General features: G+C 75.2%; 22 protein-coding genes. 11 read left to right on the forward strand and 11 right to left on the reverse strand.

Annotation, left to right across the window (positions count from 1 at the left end):
• The first annotated feature begins 60 nt into the window (after positions 1-60).
• On the forward strand, positions 61-543 hold the full coding sequence (locus tag ACFCLZ_RS02885; protein WP_380283017.1) for a MarR family winged helix-turn-helix transcriptional regulator: 483 nt from the start codon (positions 61-63) through the stop codon (positions 541-543).
• Positions 544-593: 50 nt separating this feature from the next.
• The gene (locus tag ACFCLZ_RS02890) at positions 594-1661 is read left to right on the forward strand and encodes a TIGR03617 family F420-dependent LLM class oxidoreductase (protein WP_380283018.1); all 1068 of its coding nucleotides are present in this window, start codon (positions 594-596) and stop codon (positions 1659-1661) included.
• A 141-nt stretch (positions 1662-1802) separates the two neighbouring features.
• On the opposite strand, the gene ACFCLZ_RS02895 is transcribed toward ACFCLZ_RS02890, so the two are convergent.
• Complete coding sequence (locus tag ACFCLZ_RS02895) at positions 1803-2501, reverse strand: ScbR family autoregulator-binding transcription factor (protein WP_380283019.1); 699 nt, start codon at positions 2499-2501, stop codon at positions 1803-1805.
• 163 nt (positions 2502-2664) lie between these two features.
• A complete protein-coding gene (locus ACFCLZ_RS02900) occupies positions 2665-3069 on the reverse strand; it encodes a RidA family protein (protein WP_380283020.1) in 405 nt (134 codons plus the stop codon).
• 193 nt (positions 3070-3262) lie between these two features.
• Between ACFCLZ_RS02900 and ACFCLZ_RS02905 the strand changes: the two genes are divergently transcribed.
• Positions 3263-3859: a C40 family peptidase gene (locus ACFCLZ_RS02905; protein WP_380283021.1), complete on the forward strand. Its 597-nt coding sequence runs from the start codon at positions 3263-3265 to the stop codon at positions 3857-3859.
• Positions 3860-3976: 117 nt separating this feature from the next.
• Here the strand turns inward: ACFCLZ_RS02905 and thrS are convergent, their stop codons facing one another.
• The 4 genes from thrS to ACFCLZ_RS02925 form a co-directional block, all read right to left on the reverse strand.
• Entirely contained in the window at positions 3977-5278 is a 1302-nt protein-coding gene (gene thrS / locus ACFCLZ_RS02910; protein WP_380283022.1) for a threonine--tRNA ligase, read from the reverse strand.
• A gap of 219 nt (positions 5279-5497) precedes the next feature.
• Positions 5498-6229 carry a leucine-rich repeat domain-containing protein gene (locus tag ACFCLZ_RS02915; protein ID WP_380283023.1) on the reverse strand — a complete coding sequence of 244 codons (732 nt, stop codon included), beginning with the start codon at positions 6227-6229 and terminating at the stop codon, positions 5498-5500.
• Between the two features lie 138 nt (positions 6230-6367).
• Positions 6368-7780: a dihydrolipoyl dehydrogenase gene (gene lpdA, locus ACFCLZ_RS02920; RefSeq protein ID WP_380283024.1), complete on the reverse strand. Its 1413-nt coding sequence runs from the start codon at positions 7778-7780 to the stop codon at positions 6368-6370.
• Between the two features lie 201 nt (positions 7781-7981).
• The gene (locus tag ACFCLZ_RS02925; RefSeq protein ID WP_380286419.1) at positions 7982-9472 is read right to left on the reverse strand and encodes a M28 family metallopeptidase; all 1491 of its coding nucleotides are present in this window, start codon (positions 9470-9472) and stop codon (positions 7982-7984) included.
• 230 nt (positions 9473-9702) lie between these two features.
• Here ACFCLZ_RS02925 and ACFCLZ_RS02930 point away from each other — a divergent pair, with 230 nt between their 5' ends.
• The 3 genes from ACFCLZ_RS02930 to ACFCLZ_RS02940 all read left to right on the forward strand — a co-directional run bounded on the left by ACFCLZ_RS02930 (position 9703) and on the right by ACFCLZ_RS02940 (position 11928).
• A complete protein-coding gene (locus ACFCLZ_RS02930; protein WP_380283025.1) occupies positions 9703-9882 on the forward strand; it encodes an antitoxin in 180 nt (59 codons plus the stop codon).
• Positions 9883-10118: 236 nt separating this feature from the next.
• Positions 10119-10604 carry a cation:proton antiporter regulatory subunit gene (locus tag ACFCLZ_RS02935; RefSeq protein WP_380283026.1) on the forward strand — a complete coding sequence of 162 codons (486 nt, stop codon included), beginning with the start codon at positions 10119-10121 and terminating at the stop codon, positions 10602-10604.
• A 7-nt stretch (positions 10605-10611) separates the two neighbouring features.
• A complete protein-coding gene (locus ACFCLZ_RS02940) occupies positions 10612-11928 on the forward strand; it encodes a cation:proton antiporter (RefSeq protein WP_380283027.1) in 1317 nt (438 codons plus the stop codon).
• Between the two features lie 55 nt (positions 11929-11983).
• Here the strand turns inward: ACFCLZ_RS02940 and ACFCLZ_RS02945 are convergent, their stop codons facing one another.
• Entirely contained in the window at positions 11984-12166 is a 183-nt protein-coding gene (locus tag ACFCLZ_RS02945) for a hypothetical protein (RefSeq protein ID WP_380283028.1), read from the reverse strand.
• 74 nt (positions 12167-12240) lie between these two features.
• Between ACFCLZ_RS02945 and ACFCLZ_RS02950 the strand changes: the two genes are divergently transcribed.
• Positions 12241-12858, forward strand: coding sequence for a TetR/AcrR family transcriptional regulator (locus tag ACFCLZ_RS02950; protein WP_380283029.1), 618 nt, complete (start codon positions 12241-12243; stop codon positions 12856-12858).
• A complete protein-coding gene (locus ACFCLZ_RS02955; RefSeq protein ID WP_380283030.1) occupies positions 12855-14243 on the forward strand; it encodes an MFS transporter in 1389 nt (462 codons plus the stop codon). Before ACFCLZ_RS02950 ends, ACFCLZ_RS02955 begins: the two co-directional genes overlap by 4 nt.
• Before the next feature lie 232 nt (positions 14244-14475).
• On the opposite strand, the gene ACFCLZ_RS02960 is transcribed toward ACFCLZ_RS02955, so the two are convergent.
• The 4 genes from ACFCLZ_RS02960 to ACFCLZ_RS02975 all read right to left on the reverse strand — a co-directional run bounded on the left by ACFCLZ_RS02960 (position 14476) and on the right by ACFCLZ_RS02975 (position 17449).
• Positions 14476-14808 (reverse strand): hypothetical protein, encoded by a 333-nt coding sequence (locus ACFCLZ_RS02960; protein ID WP_380283031.1) that lies wholly within the window; start codon positions 14806-14808, stop codon positions 14476-14478.
• A 179-nt stretch (positions 14809-14987) separates the two neighbouring features.
• Positions 14988-15815 (reverse strand): hypothetical protein, encoded by an 828-nt coding sequence (locus ACFCLZ_RS02965; RefSeq protein WP_380283032.1) that lies wholly within the window; start codon positions 15813-15815, stop codon positions 14988-14990.
• Positions 15816-15835: 20 nt separating this feature from the next.
• Positions 15836-16036, reverse strand: coding sequence for a hypothetical protein (locus tag ACFCLZ_RS02970; protein ID WP_380283033.1), 201 nt, complete (start codon positions 16034-16036; stop codon positions 15836-15838).
• A 39-nt stretch (positions 16037-16075) separates the two neighbouring features.
• A complete protein-coding gene (locus ACFCLZ_RS02975; protein ID WP_380283034.1) occupies positions 16076-17449 on the reverse strand; it encodes an MATE family efflux transporter in 1374 nt (457 codons plus the stop codon).
• Positions 17450-17640: 191 nt separating this feature from the next.
• Between ACFCLZ_RS02975 and ACFCLZ_RS02980 the strand changes: the two genes are divergently transcribed.
• From ACFCLZ_RS02980 to ACFCLZ_RS02990, 3 genes are all read left to right on the forward strand, one after another.
• The gene (locus ACFCLZ_RS02980) at positions 17641-18183 is read left to right on the forward strand and encodes a PadR family transcriptional regulator (protein WP_380283036.1); all 543 of its coding nucleotides are present in this window, start codon (positions 17641-17643) and stop codon (positions 18181-18183) included.
• 169 nt (positions 18184-18352) lie between these two features.
• Positions 18353-19273 (forward strand): class I SAM-dependent methyltransferase, encoded by a 921-nt coding sequence (locus ACFCLZ_RS02985; protein WP_380283037.1) that lies wholly within the window; start codon positions 18353-18355, stop codon positions 19271-19273.
• A gap of 419 nt (positions 19274-19692) precedes the next feature.
• Positions 19693-21030 (forward strand): acyltransferase domain-containing protein, encoded by a 1338-nt coding sequence (locus tag ACFCLZ_RS02990; protein ID WP_380283038.1) that lies wholly within the window; start codon positions 19693-19695, stop codon positions 21028-21030.
• Positions 21031-21046: the final 16 nt, after the last annotated feature.

Genomic DNA, 21046 nt, shown 5'->3' on the forward strand with positions numbered 1-21046 from the left:
ATACTGTGCGGAAACATCGCAGGTCAGGGCGCCGAAGCCAGGGACGGGAAGGACGACGCCATGAGCGGACCCAGCGGACCGAACGGACCGGACGGCCCCACGGACGAGGTGGCGTTCGAGTACATGGTGCTCAGCCGCCACCACTACCTGAGCCCGGCCGGCGCCCGGCCGCACGGCAGCCGGCTCGACCGCAGTGCGTACATCCTGCTCAGCCGGATCCGGGTGCAGGGCCCGATGTCGATCGGCGAGCTCAGCGACGCCTTCGGGCTCGACGTCTCCACCCTCAACCGGCAGACCGCCGCGATGACCCGGGCCGGGCTGGTCGAGCGGATCGCCGACCCGGAGGGCGGACTGGCCCGCAAGTTCCGCATCACCGAGGAGGGCGACCGGCGGCTCGACGAGGACCGCGCGGCGCACGCCCATGCCCTCGGCCTGGTGATGGAGGACTGGTCCGCCGCGGACATCGAGACCTTCGCCGCGTTCCTGCGGCGCTTCAACACCGGCATCGAGCGGCTCGACGGGCGGCACTGGCCCCGCCCCTGACACCACTGCCGCCCCGCCGCCGGACCCGCCACCCCTCAGGAGCCCGCCCCATGGACCGCCCCCAGGCCCCCGCCCTCCTCCTCGACGCGCTCGCCCCCGCGCACCCGGCCGGCATCCTGGACGCCGCCGAGCAGGCCGAACGGCGGGGCGCGGACCGGCTGGTGGTCTCCGAGACCGCCTACGACCCGTTCCTGCAGCTGGCCCGCGCCGCCGACCGCACCAGCTCCATCGAACTGGCCACCGGAGTCGCGGTGGCCCTCGCCCGGACCCCGATGACGCTCGCCTACCAGGCCTGGGGCCTGCACGCGGCCTCCGGCGGGCGGGCCGTCGTGGGGCTCGGCTCACAGGTCAAGCCGCACATCGAGAAGCGCTTCGGGATGCCCTGGGACCGGCCGGCCGCGCGGATGCGCGAGTACGTCCACGCGGTGCGGGCGATCTGGCACAGCTGGCAGACCGGGGAACGGCTGCGCTTCCGGGGCGACTTCTACACCCACACCGTCATGACGCCGGTCTTCTCCCCCGACCCCGTCCCGGCCGGGGTGCCGCGGATCCTGCTGGCGGGCGTCGGTCCGCTGATGGTGCGCACCGCGGGCGCGGTGGCGGACGGCTTCCTCAGCCACCCCTTCACCTCGGTCGACTACCTGACCCGGCAGGTGCTGCCCGCCCTCGCCGAGGAGCGCGGGCGGGCCGAGGCCGAGGGCGCGGCCTGGACCGGGCGGCCCTTCGAGGTCGTCGGCAGCGTGCTCACCGCGACCGGGCGCACCGAGGAGGAGCTGCGGGCGAACACGGCGGCCGTCCGCGAGCGGCTCGCGTTCTACGCCTCCACGCCCGCCTACCGCCCGGTGCTGGCCCTGCACGGCTGGGAGGAGCTGCACGAGGAGTTGCACCGGCTGTCGCTGCGCGGCCGCTGGCCCGAGATGGCCGCGCTGATCGACGACCGGGTCCTCGACACCTTCGCCGTCACCGGCACCGTCGAGGAGGCCGCCCGGGAGATCCACCGCCGGTACTCCGGCCTGGCCACCCGGGTCTCGGTGAGCCTGCCGGAGGACGCCGCCCCGGACCTCGGCCTGGACGTGCTGGACGCCCTCCGCGCGCTGGACCGGCCCGCCGCGCGCTGAGTCGCCGCACCCGGCGGACCGTCAACACCGCGCCGCCGACGTCCCTCTGACGGGCCGTCGCCCCTTCGGCGGGCGGCGGTGACTACGTTCCGCAATCGCCGCCGGAGGGGCCTCCGGGCCCAGGAAACCGGACGCGCCGCATCATTCGGCGGGTTCGCCGGCCTCGCGGGTGGCGGTGGCGCCCTCCGGCGCGGACCCGCCGCGCGCGGCCACCATCTCGGCGTACACCCGCGCGCCGCGGTCCGGCGCCAGGTCGAGGCAGGCCAGTACGCCGGGGACGGCGATGCTCGGCATCAGGTGCCGGTACAGCGTGGCGACCCGGTCGGCGAGGTCGGCCCGGCCGGTGAACCGCTGCGACTGGAGCTGGACGCCCACCCACGACGCCGTCATCAGCCCGGCCGTGTCGGCCGGCACCACGTGCGGCAGCAGCTCGCCCCGCTCGCCCGCGGCGACCAGCAGCCGCTCCAGCCGGGCGATCCACCCCGGTGCGGCGTCGAACCCCAGGTGGCCCTCCGCGGCCTGGTCCACCGAGAGCCGCACACCGGCGCTGACCAGCGGGTCGATCGGCGCCAGGTGGGTGACCACCATCCCGGTGTCCACGAACTCCTGGAGCTTGCACGGGCGCTCCGGCACGGCCTCGGCCTCGAACTGCTCCTCGATGACGCCCTGGGCCAGGTCACGCTTGGAGGCGAAGTGGAAGTAGACGGCGCCCCGGGTGACGCCGGCCCGGGCGACCACCTCGCCGATGGTGGCCCGCTCGTATCCGCACTCGTCGAACACCGAGGCCGCGGCCTCCAGAATCAGCCGCCGCGTCCGCAACGCCCGCTCCTGTCGCGCCACCACGACCACCCCCGCCCACACACCGAAACAAAACCAAACAGCCCGTATCTTACCCGGGGCCACCGGCCGGCCCGGCGGCGCTCCCCGGTGGGACCCCGGACACGCGGTGTCAGAGGATACCGACCGAGCGGTCACCCCGGTCCGGCGCCCCGGGCACCGGCCGTCAGCCCAGCACGGCGACCGCCTCCACCTCGACGAGCTGGTCGTCGTACCCGAGCACGGAGACGCCGAGCAGGGTGCTCGGCACGTCGTGCTCACCGAGGTACGCGCGGTACACGTCCCAGACGGCGACCAGGTCGGCCTGCCGGGAAGAGGCGACGTACACCGTGGTGCGCACCAGGTCGGTGAGCGCGGCGCCCTCGTCCTCCAGGACGGTCACCAGGTTCCGCATCACCTGATGGGCCTGGCCCGCGTAGTCGCCCACCGCCACGGTGCGCCCCTCGGCGTCCAGCGGACAGGCGCCGGCCAGCCAGAGCGAGCGGACCGGCGCGTCGACGGCGGCCGCGTAGGCGTAGTCGACGGCCTGGGTGAGGCGGTGGTTGCGGATCAGCCTGACGGAACTGCTCATGGGTCCCTCCCGGATGGTCGTTCGGTCGTACCGCGCCCCATCGTTGGGACCGCCCGCAGGGCCGTCAATCGATTTCCGGCGGCGGCCCCGGCGGATCGGGGCCGCCGGCCGGCGAATTCACCGGTGCGGGTGATGGCGGGGCGCCCGCTCCGGCCGGGATCCTGGTGGTTCGCCGACGACCGAGGGGGTTCACGTGCCGTTCCCGCACCTCACCAGGGCCTGGGGCCGCCGCCGGGTGCTGGGACTGGCCCTGGGGGCCGGCCTCGCCCCCGCCCTGGGCGCCGGGCCCGCCGCCGCCCGTCCGCACGACGGGGGCCAGGACCTCCCGCTCGGCCGCCGGGTCGCCGCCGTGGCCGCCACCCAGATCGGGGTGCCGTACGCCTGGGGCGGCGGGGACCGGCTGGGCGCGAGCCTCGGCTTCTGCGACGAGGAGAACGGCTACCTCGACGGCCGGTGCCTGGGCGAGAGCACGGTCGGCTACGACTGCAGCGGCCTGTCGCTGCACTGCTGGTACCGGGCGAGCGCCGGCGCCGTCGAGCTGGCGCACTACACCGTCGCCCAGTACCACCGCTCCGCCCCGGTGGAGCCGTCCGCGCTGCTCCCCGGCGACCTGCTGTTCTTCTCCCGCCCCGACGCGCCGCTGCACCATGTGGGCCTGTGGGCCGGGGACGGCGCGATGATCCACGCCGAGCACACCGGCACCCTGGTGGCCCGGCTGGAGGGCGTGTTCGACCTCCCGCGCTGGTCCCGCGAGTTCGCCGGCGCCCGCCGCCCGCTGCCGTCCGGCTGAGGGGTGCGCGGCCGTCGCCGGTGACAGTGACAGTGACAGTGACAGTGACGGTGACCAGGACGCGGCGGCGGTCGGCTCCCGTCCTACCGACGCCCCGGCGGCGGGCCCGGGCCGCCGTCACCGCCTCTCGGCGCCGGGGACCGGCTCGCACGCGTCCCACAGCTCCGGTGCGCAGGCGTCGACCAGCGCACCGATCCGGGCCAGCGCCTCGGCCACCGGCAGCGGCTCGGGCCGGCGGCCGTCCCGCAGGCGCAGCGCGAGCAGGTCGTCCGCCGCCTCCCGGGGGCCGATGACCGCCTGGTACGGGACCAGCCGGGCCTCCCGGATCCGGGCGCCGAGGCTGCCCCGCTCCGGTCCGGCGACCTCGACCCGCAACCCGCGGTCGAGGCAGCGCCCGCGCACCTGCTCGGCCCGCTCCCGCTCCCCCTCGGACAGCGGCAGCAGCACCAGCTGGGTCGGCGCCAGCCAGGCCGGGAAGGCGCCGCGGTACAGCTCGATCAGGTGGGCGACCACCCGCTCGACGCTGCCGATGACGCTGCGGTGGACCATCACCGGACGGTGTTTGGCGCCGTCCGGCCCGGTGTACCGCAGGCCGAACCGCTCCGGCTGGTGGAAGTCGATCTGCACGGTGGAGAGGGTGGACTCGCGCCCGGCGGCGTCGGCGATCTGGATGTCGATCTTCGGCCCGTAGAAGGCGGCCTCCCCCTCCGCCGCCTCGAACGGCACCCCGGAGCGCCGCAGCACCTCGGTCAGCAGTGCGGTGGCCCGCTCCCAGAGCGCCGGGTCGGCCACGTACTTGCCGCCCGCGCCCGGCAGCGAGAGCCGGTGGCGGACCGGCCGGATCCCGAGGACGCGGTGCGCCTCGCCGATCAGCTCCAGGGCCGCGACCGCCTCGTCGGCGGCCTGCTCCGGGGTGCAGAAGACGTGCGCGTCGTTCAGCTGGATGGCCCGCACCCGGGTCAGCCCGCCGAGCACGCCGGACAGCTCGGAGCGGTACATGCCGCCCAGCTCGGCGATCCGCAGCGGGAGTTCGCGGTGGCTGCGGGCGCGCGAGCGGTAGATCAGGGCGTGGTGCGGACAGAGGCTGGGCCGCAGCACGACCTGCTCGGCGCCCAGGTCCATCGGCGGGAACATGTCGTCGCGGTAGTGCTGCCAGTGGCCGGAGATCTCGTACAGCTCGCGCTTGCCGAGCACCGGCGAGTAGACGTGCTGGTAGCCGGCGCGCCGCTCGCGGCCGCGGATGAACTCCTCCAGGGTGTGCCGGATCGCGGCGCCGTCGGGCAGCCAGTACGGGAGGCCGGATCCGATCAGCGGGTCGGTGCCGAAGAGTTCGAGTTCACGGCCGAGCCGGCGGTGGTCGGGGGCGGACCCGGGCGCTGCTTGGGGTGCGGCCTCGGCCGCGACGGGGTTGCTGCTCATGGCGGTGGTCTCCACTCGGGTCGGCGGGCGAGTGGACCGGTACGGCGAAGCCCCGGGGCACTCGCCCCGGGGCTTCGGACTAGGTCAGCAGTCAGCGCGCCGGGACTCTCTCCGGCGTCGTCGTGAGGACGGCTGCAGCGCGCTTCATGGGAACGACGCTAACACCCGAACGCCCCGGCGGGCGAGCGGTTTTCCTCGGACGGACCCGCCCGCGTGACCTCAGCGCAGCACCACGCAGCCGCGCGCCGCCAGCGCCGACAGCAGTGCGGGGGCCGGCTCGACCGCGTTCCAGCGCAGGTCCAGCTTCTCCAGCGCGGGCAGTGCCGCCGGATCGGCCAGCCACTGCGGCAGGCCGGTGATCCGGTTGCCGCGCAGGTCGAGCCGGCGCAGCAGCGGCAGCCCGGCCAGCACCGGCGGCACCTCGGGGAACGCGTTCTCGCGCAGTTCGAGCTCGCGCAGTTCGGTGAGGTCGGCGAAGGCCTCCGGCAGGGCGGTCAGCGCGTTGCCGCGCAGCCACAGCTCGCGCAGCGCGCGCAGGCCGCCGAGCGAGCCGGGCAGCGTGGTGAGCCGGTTGTGCTGGGCGCGGAGCTCCACCAGGCCGGCCATCGCGCCGAGGGCCTCGGGGAGTCCGGTGATCCGGTTCTCGCCGACGTTGAGGTAGCGCAGCGCGGTGAGCCGGCCGAGGGCCTCCGGGAGCGCGGTGAGCGCGTTGTCGTGCAGGTAGAGGAAGTCGGTGAGGCCGGTGAGGCCGCCGATCTCCGGCGGCACCTCGGCGATCCGGTTGTGCCCGAGGTCGAGGGTGCGCAGCCGGTGCAGCCGGCCGACGGCGGGCGGGACTTCGGTGATGCCGGTCTCCGCGAGGATGAGCACCGTCAGGTCGGTGCGCTCCCAGACCTCGCCGGGAACGGTCCCGAGCTGCCGGCGCCAGAGGTTGAGGATGGTGTCGGTCACCCGGTCATCCTGCCGCACACCCTCCTCCCCTCGACCGGCGCCGACGGGGCTGCGGTCGACGGGGAGAGGAGCGGACGGGAAGGGCCCGCCGAGCGGGGGTGACCCCCGCCGGACGGGCCCGGTACCGGAAGGGTGCGATCACATGTTGATCATGTGGCCGGCCAGTCCGTGGATCGCCTCCTTGACCGCCTCGCCCAGGGTCGGGTGGGCGTGCACGTTGCGGGCGACCTCGTGCACGGTGAGGTCCCACTGCTGGGCCAGCGTCAGCTCGGGCAGCAGCTCGGTGACCTCGGGCCCGATCAGGTGGGCGCCGAGCAGCTCGCCGTGGGTGTTGTCGCAGATGACCTTGACGAAGCCGATCGGGTGGCCGAGGCCGTGCGCCTTGCCGTTGGCGGTGAACGGGAACTTGACGACCTTGACGTCGTGGCCCAGGTCGCGGGCCTGCGCCTCGGTGTAGCCGAAGCTCGCGATCTGCGGCTGGCAGTAGGTGGCGCGCGGGATCATCGCGAAGTCCACCTCCATGGTCTCCGCGTCGCCGATGGTCTCGGCGGCGATCACGGCCATCGCCTCGGCGGCGTGCGCCAGCATCAGCTTGGCGGTGACGTCGCCGATGGCGAAGATGTGCGGGACGTTGGTCCGGCCGCGGCCGTCGACCGCGATCGCGCCGCGCTCGGTGAGCTTGACCCCGGTGTTCTCCAGGCCGTAGCCGTGCACGCGCGGGGCGAAGCCGATCGCCTGGAGCACCTTGTCGGTCTCCAGCACCTGCTGCTGACCGTCCTTGGCGGTGACGGTGACCTTGACCTTGGCGGCCGGGTCCTTGTCGTCGATCGAGTCGACCCGGGTCGAGGTGAGCACCTGGATGCCGAGCTTGCGGTACTGCTTCGCCAGCTCGGCGGAGACCTCGGCGTCCTCCAGCGGCACCATCCGGTCGAGGAACTCGACGATGGTGACCTGCACGCCGTAGTTGTGCAGCACGTAGGCGAACTCGACGCCGATCGCGCCGGCGCCGGCGATGACGATGCTGCCGGGCAGGTCCTCGGTGAGGATCTGCTCCTCGTAGGTGACCACGCGGTCGCTCAGGCTGGTGCCGGGCAGCAGCCGGGTGGTGGCACCGGCGGCGATCACGCAGTGGTCGAAGGTGACGACCTCGAAGCCGCCGCCGTTGAGGGCGACCTGCAGGGTGTGGTCGTCGACGAAGGTGCCGCGGCCGTCGTACTCGGTGATGCCGTTCTTCTTCATCAGGTAGTGGACGCCCTTGACGCGGCCGTCGGCGACGGTGCGGCTGCGCTTGAACGCCTCGCTGTAGTCGAAGGTCACCTGGCCCTCGACCTTGATGCCGAAGGTCTTGGCCTCCTTGGTCACGATGTGCGCGAGCTCCGCGTTGCGCAGCAGGGCCTTGGAGGGGATGCAGCCGACGTTCAGGCAGACCCCGCCCCAGTACTTCGACTCGACGACGGCGACCTTCAGGCCGAGCTGGGCGGAGCGGACGGCCGCGGTGTACCCGCCGGGGCCGGCGCCGAGGACGACGACGTCGTAGTGCGTGCTGCTCATGGTGCTGACTCCTCCGAGGGTGTCACGGTGTCGTGATCTCGGTGCCATGGTGTCAGGCGACCGCCGCGCGCACCCATCGGACCCCTGCCGCCGGACGGCCGACCGGGCGTCCCCGCCCGCCCTGCTGGGCGGGGACGCCGGGTCGGCGGACCTCGGGCCTCGGAGCTCACACCTCAGGGCTCACACCTCGGGGCTCACACCTCAGGCCTCGACCTCGTGCGCGTGGCCCTCCTGGAGGCCGCCGCCCTCGGTGCGCTGCGGCGGGACGGGGGCGCGCAGCGAGGAGAGGTCCCAGGCGTAGGTGCCCACCGAGTCCGCGATGACGTCGATGTTGACGTCGAAGGCGGTCATGTCCAGGTTGCGGAGGTCGTCGCAGGCCTTGTGGTAGCAGGGGTCGAAGGCCTGGCCGGCGGTTCCGCCGTACTTGGCGGCCTGGGCGGCGGTCTTGATCACCTCGGCGCCGGTGTCGGTGCCGCCGGCCGGGATGCCCGCGTCGATGAACGGACCGTAGTCGGAGCGGCCGGTGAAGTCGGTGCCCTCGTGCGGCAGGCCGCGGCGGTCGAGGTAGTCGGTGATGTGCCGCTCCAGCTGCGCCGAGCCCTCCGGGCCGGGGCCGGAGCCGACCTGGTCGGAGTCGTCGCCGTCGTAGACGAACTGCGCGGAGTTGGGCGAGGCGATCATGTCGAAGTTCAGATAGAGCTTGATCTTCTTCCGGTCGGCCTCGGAGAGCGACTTCACGTACGCCGCGGACCCCCGCAGGCCGAACTCCTCGGCGGACCACCAGGCGAACCGGACCTTGTTCCTGACCTGCCGGTCGCCGAGGTTCTTGGCCACCTCCAGGATGCCGGCCGAGCCGGAGCCGTTGTCGTTGATGCCGGGGCCGGCCAGCACCGAGTCCAGGTGCGAGCCGATCACCACGGTGTTGTTCGGGTCGCCGCCGCGGGTCTCGGCGATGACGTTCCAGGTCGTGCGCTTCTCCATGTGGGTGCGGATGTCCAGGGCGACGGTGACCGGGCCGACCGCCGCCTTGGCCGCCAGCGCCTGCCCGGCGGCCTGGGAGATGCCGCCGGTCGGGATCCGGCCGAGGTCGGGCTCGCCGAGGGTGCCGTTGAGGTCGCCCTCGACGTTGTTGTAGATCACCGCGCCGAGGGCGCCCGCGTCGGCCGCCGCGGCCTGCTTGACCGCGAAGCTGCAGCCGCCGCGCCGGATCAGCGCGATCTTCCCGGTGACCGCCCCGGGGGTGTAGTCGGCGGCCTCGCAGCCGGTGGTGGCGTCGACCGGGACGACCGCGAGCGCGGCGCTCAAGCCGTCCTCCGGGCCACCGACCGAATAGGTCATCGCCTTGATCGCGACGTCCTCGGCCTGCGGGGAGACCACCGAGAACCGCTCGGACAGCTCCTGGAAGAACGTGTACTCGAACTCCTGCTTGGACACCTTGAGCCCGGCCCGGCGGGCCTGCTCGTAGACGTAGCGGGCCGACTGGTCGTGGCCGGTCGAGCCGGCCACCCGGTTGCCGCCGTTGCGGCGGGCGATCCGCTGGAGCGCCTCCAGGGTGTCGTAGGCGCCGTCCGCACTGCTCTCCTGCGCCAAACGGGTGGCCAGCCTGGCGCCCTTGCGGGCCGGGTCCGGGTCGGCGGCGGCACTCCCGGTGCCGACCAGCAGCAGCGGGGTCACCAGCGCCGCCACCGCCAGCGCGGCGCCCGCCGTCCGGCGGGCGGGGGCGGCGTGGGCGCGGAGGGCGGGGGCCGGGCGACCGGTCCGAGCGTTCAAGGCTTGTTCCTTCCGACGGTCCGTGGGACTCCCGATTTGACATGTTCCTCGACGCCTTGCCAACCCCGGCGCACAAGCTGACCGGATGCGGACACCCCGGTGTGCGGCGATGCTGGGAGAGGTGGGGCCGTCTCATCCGGGAGTGTGACCACATGTCCATGTTGGATAAGCTCAAGAGCATGCTCAAGGGCCATGAGGACCAGGCCGAGAAGGGCGTCGACAAGGCCGGCGACATGGTCGACGAACGCACGCAGGGCAAGTACAGCGGCCAGGTCGACACCGGCCAGGAGAAGCTCAAGGACCAGCTGCGCGACGACCGCCCGCCGCAGTAGCCCCCTCCCCGCACCCGGGCCGTCACGCAGTCTCCGGCCCGCAGCCCCGGTTCGTGTGCGCGCCTCCCGGCGCCCGCACGGACCGGGGCACTGTTTTCGGACTTTACATACTCATTACTATTAGTCCGGTTGCGCGTTCGTGTGTCATACGCGGTCAGGCGCCGGCGTCCCCTGCTCCGGCGCGCCCGCGCCGCGCGCAGCCGCCTGGGATCCCCCCTGACGAGAGGACAGCCGCCGTGTCGATCGCCCGTGTCCGGACCACTCCGCTTCCCGGTGTCGGTGTCCAGTACGACCTCACCACCCGAGAACAGCGGCACCTGTCCGTGATCGCCCACCGGGACGGCTCACGCAGTCTCAACGTCTACCGCTCGGACGACCCCGACGCCTGCTCCCAGGCCTTCCGGCTGACCGCCGAGGAGTCCGCCGCCCTGGTGGACGCCCTGACCCCGACTCACCAGAACCCGGCCCTGCTGCACACCACCGACCTCGGCCTGGTCGCCGAGCGGCTCCCGGTCGACGGCGCCTCGTACTGGAACGGGCGCCTGCTCGGCGAGACCCGGATGCGCACCGAGACCGGCGCCTCGATCGTCGCCGTGCTGCGGCGCACCGGCGCCGTCCCCTCCCCCGCCCCCGACTTCCGGCTGGCGGGCGGCGACACGCTCATCGTGATCGGCACCCGCGAGGGTGTGGACGCGGCGGCGGCGATCCTGGAGCGGGGGTGATCGGGGGGTGCACACCGCGACCGTCTTCATCGAGCTCGGCTCGGTCATCCTCGTCCTCGGTCTGCTCGGCCGGATCGCCGGCCGCTACGGCTTCTCGCCGATCCCGCTCTACCTGCTCGGCGGTCTCGCCTTCGGCACCGGCGGGCTGCTGCCGCTGAGCGCCAGCGAGGAGTTCGTGGCGACCGGCGCCGAGATCGGCGTCGTCCTGCTGCTGCTGATGCTCGGCCTGGAGTACACCGCCGCCGACCTGGTCACCAACCTCAAGGCCCAGTACCCGGCCGGCGCGGTCGACTTCCTGCTCAACGCGATACCCGGCGCGGTCGCCGCGCTGCTGCTCGGCTGGGGCCCGGTGGCCGCCGTGGTGCTCGCCGGCGTCACCTGGATCTCCTCCTCGGGCGTCATCGCCAAGGTGCTAGGCGACCTCGGCCGGCTCGGCAACCGGGAGACCCCGGTGATCCTCAGCATCCTGGTGCTGGAGGACCTCGCGATGGCGGTCTACCTGCCGATCCTCACGGCCCTGCTGGCCGGGGCGGGCCTGGTCGCGGGTTCCGTCACGCTGGCCATCGCGCTCGCCACCGCCGGCGCGGTGCTCTTCGTCGCACTCCGCTACGGCCGGCTGATCTCCCGGTTCGTCTCCCACGACGACCCGGAGAAGCTGCTGCTGGTGGTGCTCGGGCTGACCCTGCTGGTCGCCGGCATCGCACAGCAGCTCCAGGTGTCGGCGGCGGTCGGCGCGTTCCTGGTGGGCATCGCGCTCTCCGGCGAGGCCGCCGAGGGCGCGCACACCCTGCTCAGTCCGCTGCGGGACCTCTTCGCGGCGGTGTTCTTCGTCTTCTTCGGCCTCAGCACCGACCCGACCAGCATCCCGCCGGTGCTGCTCCCGGCCCTGCTGCTGGCCGTGGTCACCGCGCTCACCAAGGTCGCGACCGGCTACTGGGCGGCCCGCCGCGCCGGGATCGCCACCCGCGGCCGGTGGCGGGCCGGCGGGGCGCTGGTGTCGCGCGGCGAGTTCTCCATCGTCATCGCCGGCCTCGCCGTCACCGCCGGGATCGAGCCCGGCCTCGGCCCGCTGGCCACGGCGTACGTGCTGATCCTGGTGGTCACCGGCCCGCTCGCGGCCCGCTACACCCAGCCCGCCGTGGAGCGCCTGGGCGGCGTCCTCGCCCGGCGCCGGCGCCCCTGGACGCCGGGGGCCCGCATCCCCGCGCAGGGCACCGCGGTGGACGGTGCCGCGGTGGACGGCGCAGTGGTGGACGGCGCGGAGCCGGTGGAGGATCCGGTGGAGGACCAGTCCGGACAGCCGCTCGACGGCCTGTCGCGCTGACCCGGCCCTGAACGGCGCGCTGTCGCGTCGGCCGAACGCCCGGCCCCCGGGCGGCTCACCTCCGGTGGTCCGCCCGGGGGCCGCTGCCGTCCTCGGCCACCCCTCGCCCAGCGTCCTCCTCGGCCCGAGCGCCGCTGCCGCAGTGCTCGCAGGCGCCGGGGCCGGACCGCTCGCGCAGCTTCCCGCACGCGTCGCACACCCGGTCCAGCCAGCAGGCCGGTTCGCCGCCCTCGTCCATGCCGCGATTGTGCCCGCCGACCGGCCTCGGACGCGAGTAGACAGTGTCTACTCGGCCTTGATAGACACTCCCCCATGACCGAACAGGACCATGCCACCGACCTGCGCGACCGCCTGGTCGCGGCCGGGGTCGAGCTGCTCGCCCAGGAGGGCGTGCACGCGCTCGGCCTGCGCGAGATCGCCCGCCGGGCCGGGGTCTCGCACGGCGCCCCGCGACGCCACTTCGCCACCCACGCCGAACTGCTCGCGGCCATCGCCCGGCACGGCTTCGGCGAGCTGGCCGCCGCCCTGGGGCTCCGGGGAGCCGGCGCGGCGACCGCCGTCCACGGCCCCGCCGAAGCCCGCACCCGACTCGACCGGCTCGCCCGCGACTACCTCGCCTTCGCGGCCGACCGGCCGGGCATGTTCGAGCTGATGTTCCGCCACGACGTCCTGGCGGGCAGCGGCGCCGAGCTGCGGCGCACCTCGCTCCCCCTGTTCGACGCCCTCACCCGCCTGGTCGGCGAGATCCACCCGGCCACCCGCGACGACGGCCCCGGCCCGACCGCGGTCGCGGCGGCGCTCTGGGCCAACCTGCACGGCCTCGCCCAGCTCCGCGCCTGGGGCAGCCTCGGCCTCGCCACCGGGACCGACGCCCTCGACCCCGTCCTGCGCGCCGCCCTCGACGCCCACCTCGGCCCGGGACCCCGGTGAGCACGGCGAACGCGGTGAGCACCGCGGCCCCGGCGAGCACGGCGGGCACGCGGCGCCTCACGCTGACCGGCAGCATCCTCGGTGCCGCGATCGTCGCCCTCGACGGAACGGTGCTCACCGTCGCCCAGCCCAGCCTCCAGCGCGATCTGCACGCCTCCCTCCCGGCCGCGCAGTGGACCAGCACCGCCTACCTGGTCACGGCGGCCGCCCTGCTCGTCCTCGCCGGCCGGCTCGGCGACCGCTACGGCCACCGCCGGGTCTTCGCGGTCGGCGTGCTCGGTTTCGGCGCCGCCTCGGCCGGCATCGGCCTCGCCCCCGGCATCGGCTGGGTGATCGGCCTGCGGGTCCTCCAGGGCGCCGCCGGCGCGCTGCTCCAGCCCGCCACCCTCGGACTGCTGCGCGCCGCGTACCCGACCGAGCTGCTCGGCCGGGCGATCGCGCTGCGCACCAGCGCGATCGGGCTCGCGGCCGCCGCCGGCCCGGTCGTCGGCGGCGCCCTGACCACGCAGCTGGGCTGGCGGTCGGTCTTCCTCCTGACCGTCGCCCCGGCCGCGGTCGCCGGGGTGGCCGCCCTGCTGGTCCGACTGCCCGCGCCGGCCGCCACCGACCGCGCCGCCGGCCTGGACCTGCCGGGCGCCGCACTGCTCGGCGGCGCTCTGGCCTGCCTGGTGTCCACCCTGGTCGGGCTGCCGGACCGGGGCCCGACACCGGTCGGCGGGCTCGGACTCGCGGCCTCGGCCGCCCTCGGCGCGGTCTTCCTGCGCCACGAGCGGCGCACCCGGTCCCCGTTGCTGTCACCGGCCGTGCTCCGTGCCCCGGCCGTGGCCCCCGCACTGGGCGTCCTGCTCGCCGCCTCGACGGCGCTGTTCGGCACGCTCTTCCTCGCCACCTACTTCCTGCAGGAGGTGCTCGCCCTCGACCCGCTCGCCAGTGCCCTCCGGGCACTGCCGCTGGCGGTGGCGATGGTGGCCGCCGCGCCGGCCTCGGCGGCCCTGACCCGCCGTCACGGTCCGCGCCGCACGGTCGTCGCGGGAATGTCCTCGATCACCCTGGGCGCCCTCGTGGTCGCGGGCTTCCGGCCCGGCACTCCGGTACTCGTGATCGGCGCGGCCTTCCTGCTGCTGGGCGCGGGCTTCGGGGCGGTGATGGCCACGGCGACGGCCGCGCTCGTCCGCGCCGCACCGGTGCGTGACGCGGGCGTGGCGGGCGGGCTGCAGCAGACGGCGATGAACATCGGGCCCGCCCTCGGTGTGGCCGTCGCCACCACCCTGACCACCGGCCGCCCCCTGGCCGACGCCCTCCTCCCGGCCCTCGCCGTCCTGGCGGCCACCGCCGCCGGCGGCGCGCTGCTCGCCACCCGGCTTCCGGCGGCGCGCGCGGTGTGACCGTTCGGCCACTCGGCCGCGCGAGGTCCTCCGGAACGGCTCGGACCGGCCGCGGTTCTGCGGCCGGTCCGAGCCGGGGCTGCATCCGGCGACTGCGTCCAGCGACGCCCGCCTACCGTGACGGGGGGTGGCTCGCTCCAACACAGGGGCGCGATGCCGACCGCTCACCCGCGGGGAGCCTCCGGCCGGGTCGCCCGTACGTCCGTCCGCAGCGCCGGACGCCGATCGACCGTCAGGGCGTGTCGGCAGCAGGCGCGTCGGCGTCGGTGCCGACGGGCGGCCAGGCCGCGTCCGTACCGAGCGCCGCCCAGTTGGAATCCGCACCGGCAGGCGGCCAGGCCGCGTCCGTACCGAGCGCGGCCCAGTTGGAATCCGCACCGGCGGGGGACCAGGTGGCGTCCGTGTCCGCGGCGAGCCAGTTCGCGTCCGCACCGGCGGGGGGCCAGCTCGCGCCCTCGGCGGGAGTGGGCCAGCCGGTGCCGGTGTCCGCGGCGCCGGCGACGCCGACACCGGTCAGGCACAGGATCGTGGCGGCGGCACCGGCCACGCAGAGCAGTCGTCTCATGGGAAAACCTCCTCGATGGGGGGTGGGACTCCGCCAACAGTTCCCACACGATCCATCCGGGTAACCGGCCATTCGCATGATCACGACGTCCGGGAGGCCTCACCCGGCCCCCGCCTCCGGCCCGTCCGGGTGCGCTCCGGCGCGGCCGAGCGGCGGATCGACCGCGGATCAGCCTCGGATCAGCGGCGGGTGAAGAAGGTGGCGGTGTCGCGGTTGCCGAGCCAGCGCAGGGTGAGGGGGCAGTGCGACACGGGACGCCAGTGCGCCGCGAGGTCGGCGAAGAAGGCCGGGTCCGCGCACATGCCGCCGGGCCGGTCGCCGAGGTAGAGCAGGCCGGGGCCGCGGTAGGCACGCAGGGCGTCGGCGGCCATCGGGTCGCGGTGCGGCGGCCAGAGCAGGGCGAGCACCCGGTCGGGGTGGGCGGCGGCGTCCTCGGCGGCCCGGCCGGGGCGGACCTCGGTGTACTGGAAGCGGTCGGTGAATCCGTTGCGCTCGGTACGGGCCTCGGCGTCGGTGGCCAGCACGTCGATGCCGTGGGCGCGCAGCAACCGGGCCCAGTAGCCGCTGCCCGCACCGACCTCCAGCAGACCGCGGCCGTCGAGGCAGTCGGCGATCCAGTCCACGGCGGTGCGCGAGGCCAGGGCCCAGCTGTAGATCCGGGAGAGCTCCTGCCGACGGGGCAGCGGCGGGCCGAGCCCGGCGGGGAGGTGGTCGAACACGTCGATCACCGGCCGCGCGCGGCTGCCGTGGCGCAGCGCGGGGTACCACAGCAGCGGCACCATCTGCGGGTTGTGCAGGGCGAACTCGACGTCCGGCTCGGGCAGCAGGTCGGCGAGTTGGCGAAACGGATGGCCCCAACCCGGGTGGTGCAGCTCGGTCCGCCCGGCCCAGAGGCGGATCAGCCGCTCGGCCGTCCCGGCGACCATCCCGGCGGTGGGGTCACCGGGGCCGGGGGTGCCGCCCGGCTGGTCACCTTGACGGCCGGGGAGCACCGTCGGCTCGGTCATGGGCGGCGTCCTCCGGCGCGTCAGAGCGCCATGTGGTCCTGAACGGCGAGCCCGGCCGGACCGTCGCCGGACTGGCCGAGCATGCCCATGTGCGCCTCGACGACGATGCCGGGAGCGGTGCCGGGCTCCTGGACCGCGCTGACGCCGCTCACCACCGCGGCGGCCGCGAGCGCCGCGGTGGCGGCACCGATCAGGGCGGTGTGACGACTGCTCAGCTCCATGGCTCCACCTTCGGTTTCGGGAGATCGATCGTGTGCAGCCTAGGCGGGTGCCTTTCGTTCGATCAAGCGAATTTCCGACGCCCTTTCAGGCCCGTCGGCGGCGGTCCCAGCGGTCCCGGCGCCCCCGGCGGCCGGTCTCGGCCGGGGCAGCAGGAGGCGGAGCAGGACGAGCTGGGCGAGGGCGCCGATCACCATGCCGGCCCAGAGGCCGTGGACGCCGAGCGGAGCCGACAGCGCGGCGCCGGCGGCGAGTTGGACGCTGAGGCCGAGCAGCACCGCGAGCAGCAGCGGCCGGCCGGCGCCGGCGCCCTGGTGGACGCCGCCGAGGGCGACCACCAGGGCGTAGGGCAGCAGGTAGAGGCCGGCCATCCGCAGGAAGCCGACCGCCTGGCCGGCCACTGCCGGGTCGTCGGTGAACAGCCCCGCGACCGGCACCGCGGCCACCGCGCAGAGCACGGCGACACCCGCACCGAGCGCGGCGGCCAGCTTGGCGGTGTCCCGGCCGAGCGAGCGGACGGCCCCGACGGATCCGGCCCCCACCAGGCGCGCGGCCTCGATGGCGGCGGCCTGCCGAACGGCGTAGAAGGCCATGGTGACGATCAGCAGGACGCGGTAGCCGACCCCGTACCCGGCCACGGCGGACACCCCGAAGGCGGAGACCAGCGCGAGCTGCGCCGTGCCGACGCCCATCCGCGCGGTGAAGTCCAGGCCGAACGGCGCACCGGCGGCGGTGATCGCCCGGGCCTCGGGCAGCAGCCCGCCCGCCGTCGCCGGCAGCCGGCGACGGCGCCGGAGCAGCAGGGTGACCGCGAGCGCGACGGCCCGGGAGGCGGCCAGCGCGAGCGCGGCGCCGGTCACGCCGAGCGCGGGGAGGGGACCGGGCCCGAGGATCAGCAGCGGGTCCAGGAGGAGCAGCAGGGCGTTGGCGAGCAGGGCCGCCCGCATCGGCGTCCGGGTGTCGCCGACGCCCTTGAACAGCTCGTCGGCGACCCGTTGGCCGAAGAACAGCGCGAAGGCCGGGAAGGCCACGGTGAACCAGTCGACGGCGAGCGCGGCGGCCTCGCCGTCCAGGAAGGCGGCGGCGAGCCGTTCCCGGAGCAGGAAGCCGGGGACGGCGATCACGAGGCTGCCGAGCGCGCAGAGCCGCCAGGCGGCGCGGGCGACACACCCGGCCGCGTCCCGGTCGCCGGCGCCGTGGGCCCGGGCGAGCCGCACGGTCGTCCCCGAGGCGACCACCAGCACCAGGCCGAGCAGCAGGTTCTCCACGGTGCCGGCCAGCGTGACGGCGGCGACGGCGGGCCCGCCGAGACCGGCCACCCAGAAGGTCCCCACGACCGAGGCGATCACCCCCGACAGCAGTTCGCCATAGACCGGTCCCGCCAGTGCGACGAGCCGCGGCAGGTGCCCCCGCATGGTTCCTCCCCCTTGCCCCCGCCGTTCGGGCGGTCCGTGCGGCACGCCGGTCCGGCACGCCGCCTCGAATAGAGATACATCGAATCGATGCACATCGACAAGAGGTAGAATGGCACCGCACGAGGGCGCGCGGCCACGGGGCGCGCACGCCGGTTCGGACGGAACGCCACGACGACGGAAAGGCCTCGACCGTGCTGACGCTCGCGATCCTCGGCTTCCTGTACGACGAACCGCTGCACGGCTATCAGTTGAAGTCCCGGATCACCGGCCTGACCGGCCATGCCCGCCCGGTCAGCGACGGCGCGCTCTACCCCGCCATCACCCGGTTGGAGAAGGCCGGACTGCTGCGGCGGCGCAGCGAGCCGGGCAGCGGCGCCGTCCCCCGGCAGGTGCTGGAGCTGACCGCCGAGGGCCGGGCCGAACTGGAGCGCCGGCTGGCCGATCCGGAGGAGGTCGAGATCTCCGACCAGATCCGCTTCTTCACCGTCGCGGCCTTCCTGGACCGGCTGGCCGACCCGGCCCGGCAGGCCGCGGTGCTGCGGCGGCGGCTCGCCTTCCTGGAGGCCCCGAGCAGCTTCTTCTACGACGCCGAGGGCCGGCCGGTCACCGCCGAACGGGAGCCCAACCCGTTCCGGCGCGGCATGCTGCTGGTCGCCCGCGCCTCCGGGGCGGCCGAGCGGGCCTGGCTGGCGGAGACGATCGGCGAACTGGAGCGCGCGGCTCCGGGGGCGTGAACGGGGACCGATCACTTCCGTCCGAGGGGGTCCTGACCAGGCGCCGCGTGGCTATGATGAGCCGCCACACACCACGGCCGATCCGTCCGGTACCACGGCACCGCCGCGCGTGACCAGAGGGCGCGGGCCTGCCCCGGGCCCGCTCCGTCCCGTCCCGAGGGAGACCGCCGTGCCCAGTGCCGAGACCGCCGCTTCCGACCGGCCCGCCTCCAGCCAGCCCGCCGCCGCCCCGAACGCGCCCCTCGCGCCCGCGCGGCAGGCGGACATCCCCGGCTGGTTCTTCCGGCTCGACCAGGAGGCCTTCCGGCACCTGCTCTCCGCCCAGAGCGAGGCCGGGCTCACCGGCGACATCCTCGAACTCGGCAGCTACCTGGGGCGCAGCGCCGTCCTGCTCGGCGACCACCTGCGGCCGGGCGAGCGCCTGACGGTCTGCGACCTGTTCGACTCCGCGGCGGGCGACGCCGACAACGACGCCGAGATGACGATGTCCTACCGGGCCTCGCTGACCAGGCGCGGGTTCGAGGCCAACTACCTGGCGTTCCATCCGGAGCTGCCGACGATCGTGCAGGCGCCGACCTCCGTGCTGGCCGACGGCCGCATCCCGGCGGGCAGCTGCCGCTTCGTCCACGTCGACGCCTCGCACCTCTACGAGCACGTGTCCGGGGACATCGAGGTGGCACGGCGGGCGCTGGCGGAGAACGGGCTGGTGGTGCTGGACGACTACCGCTCGGAGCACACCCCGGGCGTGTCGGCGGCGGTCTGGCAGGCGGTGTTCACCGGCGGGCTGCGCCCGGTGCTGCTGACGCCGATGAAGTTCTACGGGACGTGGGGCGACCCGGAGCCGGTCCGCGAGGCACTGCTGGCCCGGGACTGGCCGGCCGAGGGGTTCACGGTCGACGAGGACGTCATCGCGGGCCGGCGGGTGCTGCGGCTGAACAACGCCGTACGGCCGGCGGCGGCGCGCTCGGGATCGCGCCGGCTGCTGCTGGAGCTGCTGCCGCCGGCGGCCACCCGGGCGGTCCGGCGGGGGCTGCGGGCACTCCGGGAACGGCGCGGCGCCCGGCCGGGCGGGACCGTCGCACCGCGCTGACCTGGCGCTTCTCCCACCAGCCGGAACGGATGGGGCCGGTGGTCCGGCGGCCGTGCACCGACCGACCACCGCCCTCGGGCCCCGCCCGGCCGGCGCCCGCCGGTGAGCGCCTTCGTCCCGCCCGAACCCCCGGCCTTCGCCACCGCCTCGCCGCGCGAGCGGGCGGCGCGGGTCGTCACGGAGGTGCTGGCGCCCGTCCCCCTGGCGCCCGTCACCCCGGAGGTCGCCCTGCTGCTGGTCGTCGGCGCGCACGCGGCCGACGGCTGGGCCGGGGTCGGCCGGGGGCTGCCGGCCGCGCTGTTCTGCGGGGTGGTGCCGCTCGGTGTCATCACGCTCGGGGTGCGGCGCGGCGCGCTGACCGACGAGCACATCCGGGCGCGCCGTCTGCGCGTGGTCCCGATGGGGTCAGCCTGCTCTCGGTGGTGGCCGGCGTCGCACTGCTGCCCCTGTTGCACGCCCCGCCGGAGGTGGCGGCGCCGGTGGTGGCGATGCCGGCCGGGCTGCTGGTCGCGGCGGCGGCGCTCCCGGTGGCGGCCGGCCGGTCGCGGCTGGTGCTCAGGGCGCACACACCGGCCCAGGTGGTGGCCGGGACGGCGCTCGGCGGCGTCTGCGCGCTGGTCTTCACGCCGCTGCGCCGATCCCGCCGCGTGGACGCTCCCCGGCGCGCGGGCTTCCCGCCGATAGGGTCGGCCGGTCCGCCCGGCGACGCACGCGGACCGACCCCGCACCGTGGAGGGCCCGTGGAACCGCGACCGCCGCACCTGTCCGACCGGCCGGAGCCGCACCGGCCGCACGCCTCCGGCCGGCCCGATCCCCTGGCGCAGCCGCACCGGTCCGGGGAGCCGCACGGGTGCGACGGACCGTACCTTCCGGCCGACGAGGAGCTGGCCGAGGCCCTGCTGGCGCTCGCGGTGCCGTTCCAGGAGGTGAACGGCCTGCTGGCGGCCCGCACCCGGCTGGCCCGGGACGCGGGGCTGCGGGCGCTGTTCGAGGAGGCGCTGCACGCCCAGGCGGCGGCCGTGGGGACGCTCGGACAGCCGGCCGGGATCGACCGCGACTGGCCGGCGGGCGTCGCGGACGGCGCGGGGTTCGCCACCCTGCTCTTCACCGCACTGGCCCCGCGCACCCGGGCCCACCACCGCGCGCTCGGCGTCCCGCCGGAGGTGACCCGGTCGACGCTGGCCGACCTCGGCCGGCAGCTGGTGGTGAGCCGGTGGCGCGGCCACACCGGGCTGGGCAACCCGCGCTGGCTGACGCTGCACTTCCGGGGCGAGCTGTTCCAGCTCGGCCGCCTGCAGTTCCAGCGTCGGCTGCTGACCGGGGCGGACGCCGCGGCGGCGCGCGCGGCGGGGGTCGGCGACCGGACCCTCCAGGTGCACATCCCCGACCACTGCGGCCCGCTCTCCCCCGGGGCGTGCGACCGCGCGCTGGACCGGGCCCGGGCCTTCTTCCCCCGGTACTTCCCCGGCGAGCCGTACCGGAGCGCCTGCGTGTTCTCCTGGCTGCTCGACCCGCAGCTCGCCGACCACCTGCCGGAGGAGTCGAACATCGTCCGCTTCCAGCGGCGGTTCGCCCCGCTGCGGCGGCCGGGCCGGCCGCCGCAGCCCGAGGACACCAATCCGCTGCGGTACGTCTTCGGCGACGTCGAACGGCCGCTGGAGTCGCTCCCCCGGGACACCGCCGTCCAGCGCGCCCTGGTCGACCACCTGCGGGCGGGCGGTCACTGGTATGTGCGCGGCGGCTGGCTCGCGCTCTGAACCGGGGCCGGCGCCC

The sequence above is a fragment of the Kitasatospora purpeofusca genome, from assembly GCF_042691725.1.
Taxonomy (GTDB): domain Bacteria; phylum Actinomycetota; class Actinomycetes; order Streptomycetales; family Streptomycetaceae; genus Kitasatospora; species Kitasatospora purpeofusca_B.